This window comes from Nonomuraea sp. NPDC049784, from assembly GCF_040659615.1.
In the GTDB taxonomy this organism is placed as follows: Bacteria; Actinomycetota; Actinomycetes; order Streptosporangiales; family Streptosporangiaceae; genus Nonomuraea.
The window spans coordinates 1-7,245 of record NZ_JBFAMX010000524.1 but is presented as its reverse complement, the minus strand read 5'-3'; the positions used below and the strand labels follow the sequence as shown (position 1 = coordinate 7,245).

General features: G+C 68.6%; 6 protein-coding genes. 5 read left to right on the top strand and 1 reads right to left on the bottom strand.

What is annotated here, in order from left to right; translation table 11 throughout:
* Positions 1 to 221 precede the first annotated feature (221 nt).
* Positions 222 to 1,142: a trypsin-like peptidase domain-containing protein gene (locus tag AB0J09_RS50485; RefSeq protein WP_360708436.1), complete on the bottom strand. Its 921-nt coding sequence runs from the start codon at positions 1,140 to 1,142 to the stop codon at positions 222 to 224.
* Positions 1,143 to 1,593: 451 nt separating this feature from the next.
* Between AB0J09_RS50485 and AB0J09_RS50480 the strand changes: the two genes are divergently transcribed.
* From AB0J09_RS50480 to AB0J09_RS50460, 5 genes are all read left to right on the top strand, one after another.
* Entirely contained in the window at positions 1,594 to 2,295 is a 702-nt protein-coding gene (locus tag AB0J09_RS50480) for a response regulator transcription factor (RefSeq protein ID WP_360708433.1), read from the top strand.
* Positions 2,292 to 3,749: an ATP-binding protein gene (locus AB0J09_RS50475; RefSeq protein ID WP_360708430.1), complete on the top strand. Its 1,458-nt coding sequence runs from the start codon at positions 2,292 to 2,294 to the stop codon at positions 3,747 to 3,749. Before AB0J09_RS50480 ends, AB0J09_RS50475 begins: the two co-directional genes overlap by 4 nt.
* Positions 3,750 to 3,839: 90 nt before the next feature.
* Entirely contained in the window at positions 3,840 to 4,739 is a 900-nt protein-coding gene (locus AB0J09_RS50470) for a polyphosphate polymerase domain-containing protein (RefSeq protein WP_360708427.1), read from the top strand.
* 6 nt (positions 4,740 to 4,745) lie between these two features.
* Complete coding sequence (locus AB0J09_RS50465) at positions 4,746 to 5,423, top strand: DUF4956 domain-containing protein (RefSeq protein WP_360708424.1); 678 nt, start codon at positions 4,746 to 4,748, stop codon at positions 5,421 to 5,423.
* A gap of 9 nt (positions 5,424 to 5,432) precedes the next feature.
* Positions 5,433 to 7,139, top strand: a complete 1,707-nt coding sequence (locus tag AB0J09_RS50460; RefSeq protein WP_360708421.1) for a CotH kinase family protein — start codon at positions 5,433 to 5,435, stop codon at positions 7,137 to 7,139.
* Positions 7,140 to 7,245 lie beyond the last annotated feature (106 nt).

The following is a 7,245-nucleotide window of genomic DNA, read 5'->3' as shown; positions in this document are numbered from 1 at the left end:
GAGGCGCCACCCACGCCGTCCGACGACGCCGCTCCCGCGACGGGGCAGGGCGAGACCACACCAGCCCTCACTCACCCGTCCCATGCGGAGGCGCCGCCCGCCGACACGCCTCACGTCAGCGGGGTCAACGGCGAGAGGTCTTGAACCTTCCTGGCGCGCAGCCGCAGCCGGTGACCTGCCACCGGCTCCGGCACCTCACACCCGTGAAATGGTCCACGCGTTCAGACGCCGGACCCCGTGAGTTCCACCGGCTCGGCGATGACATCGACGAGTGCGCCGTTCCGGTAGACGGTGATCGGCAGAGGCTGCCCGATCGCGTCGGCGAACATCAGCCGCTGCAGGCTCTGCGCGTCGCCGACCGGGCTGCGGCCCGCACTCAGCACCAGGTCGCCGGCGCGTAGCCCGGCCTGGTGAGCGGGCGAGCCCGGCACCACCTCCACCACGCGCAGCGCTCCCGCCTGCCCGGTACGCCGCCGTAGCGGCTCGGGCAGTGGCGCGGGTGAGGTGACCAGCCCAAGGAACGCCCGCCTGACCCGCCCGTCCCTGATCAGCGCGGCGATGATGGCGCGGGTCGTGCCGTTCATCGGCACGGCGAGCCCCACGCCCACCCCGGCCACCGCCGTGTTGATCCCGACCACCCGCGCCTGAGAGTCGGCCAGCGCGCCGCCGGAGTTACCCGGGTTGAGCGCGGCGTCGGTCTGGATCACGTCCTCGATGAGCCGTACGGCCGAGCCGCTGCGCGCCGGCAACGACCGCCCCAGCCCCGACACCACTCCGGCCGTCACCGACCCGGCCAGCCCGAGCGGGTTGCCCACGGCCACCACGAGCTGGCCCACGACCAGCTCGTCACTGTCACCCAGCGTGGCGGGCTCGGGCGTGGCCGTCTGCGCCCTGATCACCGCCAGGTCTGACAGCGGGTCCCGCCCGACCACGATGAAGTCCCCCGAACTCCCGTCGGCGAACGCGACGGTACCGTCCCGGGAGGATCCGACCACGTGCGCGTTGGTCAGCAGGAACCCGTCGGCGGTGAACACCACCGCGGACCCGCTGCCCCGGCCCGCCCGCACGCTGGCCACTTTCGGCAGCAACTCGGCCGCCACGGAAGAGACGACGCGCGAGTAGGCGTCGAGGGGATCCGCCATCACGTGCACTCCTTTGCTTACAAGATTACACGTTAACTCGAGAAATGCCCGCGCGCATTCCGGCAAGACGACGCCGACGGTTCCCCCGCCTCGATGATGATCAGGAGCGGCCCCACGGAAGCGATGCGCGCGTGAGGCTGTGCGTCCAGCCGACCGCCAATCCGCGACTCTCATGGTCGTCGGCCGCGAGCGTGCCACTGATCTTCTCCGCAAAGATCGGTTCGCAGCGTGCCTCCCGCAGGACGTCGAGCGGGCTGTCCAGCTCCGCTGGGCGGTACTGCGCCGGGCATGGGCGGTTTCCCGGGGTCAGCAGACCGACACCTTGGCCAGGTCACCTTCTGGCGGCGCCGACGTCCTCTCCAGGTGCGGCGCCTGAGCTGGACGTCCGCCTGCCCGTGCACGACCGGCTGCTCTCAGCTCACTTTCAGACAGAGTGCGTATGAACGGTGTCATGAGCCAGCCCGCTTGCGTGAAAGTCCTGGTCGTCGATGATGAGCCGAACATCCGGGAGCTGTTGTCGGAGGCTTTGGAATTGCACGGCTTTGTGGTGAGCACCGCCTCCAGCGGCTGTGGGGCGCTGGAGGCGGTGACGCGCGAGCGGCCCGACCTCATCGTGCTGGACGTGATGCTGCCCGACCTGGACGGGTACGCGGTGGCGCGGAAGCTACGCGAGAGCGGCGACAGCCCGTTGCTGCTGTTCCTGACCGCCAAGGACGCGGTCGGCGACCGGATCACCGGGCTGACCGCGGGCGGCGACGACTACGTGACCAAGCCCTTCAGCCTGGATGAGGTGATTCTGCGCATCCGGGCGATCCTGCGCCGGATCCGGCCGGCGGAGGAGCAGGCTCACGACGGGGTGCTGCGTTACGCGGATCTGGAGCTGGACGAGGAGGCCCACACCGTTCGGCGGGCCGGCCGGGCCATCCATCTGTCGCCGACGGAGTTCAGCCTGCTGCGCTATCTGATGATCAACGCCGAACGGGTGGTCAGCAAAGCTCAGATCCTCGATCGGGTGTGGGACTACGAGTTCGACGGCAACAGCAGGATCGTCGAGTCCTACATCAGCTACCTGCGGCGCAAGATCGATCGGGACGGCCCGCCGCTGATCCACACGCTGCGCGGCGTCGGCTACCGGCTGCAGGCGTCGTCATGAGGTCATCGTGGCCCCTGCGGCACCGGCTGCTGGCGGTCCTGCTGGGGGTGTGTGCGGCGGGGCTGACGGTCTTCGCCGTGTCGGGGGTGTGGCTGTTGGAGCGATCGTTGCTGTCGAGGGTGGACACTCAGCTCACGGAGTTCGCCGCCACCGTCAGCCGGCGCCCGCTGTCCCCGCCTCCGCCGAGCGGCCGTGGTGCGCTGGAGCTGCCGACGCAGTTCCGGGTGGCCTTCTACTCCTCCTCCGGTTCGCTGAAGGGCGAGGTGCCGACCGCGTCGCCCGGGGCGCCTGTCATCCCCGCGCGGCTGGTTTCGGCGCCGCCGGTCGCCCCGGTCACGGTGCCGGGCCGGGACGGGTCGGGAGAGTGGCGGGCGCTGATCGTCGAGACCGGGTCCGGCGGCAACCGGATGGTGGTGTCGATGTCTTTGGAGTCGAACGCGGCCACCGTGCACCAGATGCTGGTCATCGAGCTGATCGCGGGCGGGCTGGTGCTGGTGCTGCTGGCCGTCGTCGCCCTGGCCGTGGTGCGGCTCGGGTTGCGTCCGCTGACGCGCATGGAGCGTACGGCCGTCGCCATCGCCGATGGCGACATCGACCGCCGCGTCGGCGACACCGATCCCCGTACCGAGACCGGGCGGCTAGGCGGAGCGCTCAACATCATGCTGGAGCGCCTGGCGCACGCCCTGCGTGAGCGCGAGAACTCCGAGCGGCGGCTGCGTCATTTCGTCGCCGACGCCTCGCACGAGTTGCGCACGCCGCTGACCTCGATCCGGGGTTTCGCGGAGTTGTACCACCACGGGCAGAACCGCGGCGACCCGGTTGCCGAGCGGTTGCTGCGCCGCATTCAAGGTGAGGCCGAGCGGATGGGCGTGCTGGTGGAGGACATGCTGCTGCTGGCCCGGATGGATCAGGAGCCCGCCGTGGAGGCAACCACGGTGGACCTGCATGTGCTGGCCGGAGACGTGGTGCACGCCGCCAAGGCCCGTGACCGCGAGCGGCCGATCCGGCTGGTGGTCTCCGACGAGCCGGTGTTCGTGCTCGGCGACGAACACCGGCTGCACCAGGTCATCGCGAACCTGGTCGGCAACGCCCTGAAGCACACGGCCTCGGGTACGGAGATACGCGTCCAGGTCGGCCGGCGCATGGTCGCCGGGGTTCCCGCTCCGGGAGTCATGCACTCCGGTCGCGGCTCGGCCTCTCATGCCAGGGCCGCGCTGATCGAGGTGAGCGACGAGGGGCAGGGCATCGATCCCGAGCACTTGCCGCAGGTGTTCGACCGCTTCTACCGGGCCGACGCGGGCCGCTCTCGCGACAGCGGCGGAACCGGGCTGGGCCTGGCCATCGCCGCCGCGCTGGTGCAGGCGCACCACGGCCGGATCGAGGTGACGAGCACTCCGGGCCGCGGCACCACCTTCCGCGTGCTCCTGCCGCTTCACCAGCCCCAGGACGACTGAGCACACCGGTCGTTCACCTTTACGTCAGACACGGTTCACACATTATTCCCAGCTTCGTGCTGTCAGATGTGTGCTGACGAAAGGAGGGACATGCTGAAAAGGTTCCGCAAACCAGCCGTCTTCGCAGCTCACAGCAGTGAGCGGCCAGTGTCCGGCGCCGAGGTGAACGGCGAGGAAGGCCATCGGCTGCGCGCACCGAGCACGCTGCACGCCTTCAACCGGTACGAGATCAAGTACCTCGTGGACACGGCGGAGGCGGCCAGGCTCCGGGAGGAGATCGAGCAGCGGCTGGATCGCGACAGCCACAGCGGCGACAAAGGTTATGGCATCTGGAGCGTCTACTACGACACCCGGCAGCTCCGGTTCTACTGGGAGAAGATCGAGGGGCTGAAGTTCCGCAGGAAGTTGCGGGTGCGCCACTACGGCGACCGGTTCGCCGTGGGAGACGACACGCCGGTGTTCGTCGAGATCAAGCAGCGGGTCAACCGGGTCACGCAGAAACGCCGGGTACGGCTGCCGTACCGGGACGCGCTGCGGCTGTGCGACGGACGGCAGATGGTCGAGCACGAGCCTTCCCAGCGGGCCTTCCTGGAAGAGGTGCTCGACCTGGTCCTGCGCCTGGACCTGCGGGCCACCGCGATGACCGGCTACCAGCGGCACGCCTACGTAGGCCGCGACGCCGACGTGGGCCTGCGCGTCACCTTCGACCAGCGCATCCGCGGCCGGGACCGCGACTTCCACCTCGGCGCCGACGCCGAGAACCGGCTCATCGTCCCGGCCGGCAAGTCGATCGTGGAGGTCAAGGCCAACGAGCGGGTGCCGTACTGGCTGACCGACCTGACGGCCAAGCGGAACCTGCAGGTGGTGCGGGTTTCCAAGTACTGCCAGAGCGTGGAGGCCTACGGGCTGGCGCCGCGCTCCGTCTTCCACGTCCCTGACCACGATCTCGACTTCGACTGTGACCGGTCGACCGTTCTTTCGGAGGCATGACCCCTCATGGACTTCTCCTTCCAGGACCTGTCCGGCACGTTCAGCGTGGCTGACATCGCGATCGCGATGGCGCTGTCGTTCGTGCTCAGCACGATGATCGGCTGGGTGTACCGGGCGACGCACCGCAACGTGTCCTACAGCCAGTCCTACGTCCAGACGCTGGTCATCCTCGGCATGCTGATCTCGCTGATCATGCTGGTCGTCGGCTCGAACATCGCGCGCGCCTTCGCTCTGGTCGGCGCCCTGTCGGTGGTGCGTTTCCGCAACGCCATCAAGGAGACCAGGGACGTCGGGTTCATCTTCCTGGTGATGGGCGTCGGGATGGCCGTCGGCACCCGCTTCTACCTGCTGGGCATCGTCGCCGCCGTGGCGATCTCGCTGATCATCATGCTCATGCACCGGTTCAACTGGTTCCAGCTGAACGTGCGGCGGCAGGTCGTCAAGGTCCAGGTCCCCTCGGATGAGGACTTCACCGCCTCGATCCAGGACGTGCTCATCCGGCACACCGACGAGTTCGAGCTGGTCAGCATGGAGTCGATCCGCGGTGGTGCGCTGACGGAGCTGATGTACACCGTCAAGATCAAGAAGGGCGGCGAGCCGGCCGATCTGATCGCCGGTCTGCGCGAGCGCAACCACGGCCAGTCGGTCACCGTCCTGACCGGGTACGACCAGACCGACCTGTAGGCCCGGCACATGGCACAGTCCAAGAAGTTCAAGCACCGCATCCCGGTCAAACTCCGGCACAACTGGAAGCTGGTCGCACTGTGCGTGGCGTTCCTGGCCGCCTGCTGGGGCGTGTTCGGCACCGGGACGATCCGCCCGTACGTCACCACCGCCCAAGCCGCCGAGGCCGAGACCGTCACCACGAACCTGACCGGCACCAAGGACCTGTTCGACGCATCCGTGGCACACGAGGTGCAGCTCACCTTCACCGACGAGGCATATGAGGACATGCTGAGCGAGTACTTCAAGGAAGGCGAGAAGAAGTACCTCGAAGCCGACCTGACCATCGACGGCACCAGGATCCCCAGCGTGGGCGTCCGGCTCAAGGGCAACTCCACCCTGATGGGACTGACCTGGAAGGGGCAGTCCAAGCAGAGGGCCATGCCCGGTGGCGGCCGGCGGCCGGAAGGGATGCCCAAGGGCTTCCAGCCGCCCGAGGGCTTTCAACCGCCTGGCAATGGACAACCCCAGACCGGGCAACCCCAGACCGGGCAGCCCCAGACCGGGCAGCCCCAGACCGGGCAGCCCCAGACCGGGCAGCCCCAGACCGGGCAGCCCCAGACCGGGCAGCCCCAGACCGGGCAGCCGCAGGGTAATGGGGGGCCGCCCGGAGGCGGCATGTTCGGCGCGTCCCTGAAGGGTGAGGAGCCGGAGAACCTGCCGTGGCTGATCAGCTTCGATGAGTTCGTGGAGGGTCGCCGCTACCAGGGCCACAGCCAGGTGGCCGTGCGGCCGGCCGCGACGGGCTCGACGACGATGCTGAACGAGGCACTGGGCATCGCGGTGGTCGGCGCCTCCGGCGAGCCGACCCAGCGCTCCACCTACAGCTCCTTCACCGTCAACGGCCGCTCCTCCACGCCGCGCCTGGTGGTGGAGTACCTCGACGAGGGCTACGCCGAAGGCCTCGGCAACGGCGTGCTGTACAAGTCGCTGGCCACCAGCAGCTTCAGCTACAAGGGCGAGGACCAGACCGAGTACACCACCGACTTCAAGCAGATCGACAAGGTCGGCGGCAAGGACCTGCAGCCGGTCATCGACCTGGTCAAATGGGTGAACGAAGCCTCCGACGCCGAGTTCGCCGAGGGCCTCGCCGACCGCTTGGACGTGGAGTCGTTCGCCCGCTACCTGGCCCTGCAGAACATCATGGTCAACTTCGACGACATGGCCGGCCCCGGACGCAACTACTACCTGTGGTACGACCTGAACACCAAGAAATTCAAGGTCATCACCTGGGACCTCAACCTCGCCTTCAACGGCGACGCCACGAGCGGCGTGAACGACACGATCGCGATGGGCTTCGGTCAGGGACGTCCCCAGCAGAACCAGCAGGCACAAACCCGGCAGCAGGGCCAGCCGGCCCAGGGCTTCACCCCGCCCGAGAACGCCGGGCAGGGAGGCCCGGAAGGCGGCATGATGCGCATGGGGCATCCGCTGAAGGAGAAGTTCCTCAAGAACGCCACCTTCAAGAAGGTCTACGAGGAGCAGCACCGCGCCCTGTACGCCAAGCTCCTGGAGGGTGGCACCGCCTCCGGCCTGCTCGACGACCTCGTCACCTCCTACGAACTGAACGAAGGGGCCGACACCGCCAAGATCGACGCCGAGGCGCAGACCCTGCGCACGTTCCTGCAGACCCGGACCGAGACCCTGCGCTCCGACAAAGCGATCAGCGGCGCGTAGCACTTTCGCAGTCGTCATGGGTCCGCCGGGCTCGAGCCCGGCGGACCCATCACCATGCCGGGACGCCAGCGCGGGCAGCCCGGAGGCGGCGATCCTGGCCTGGTCG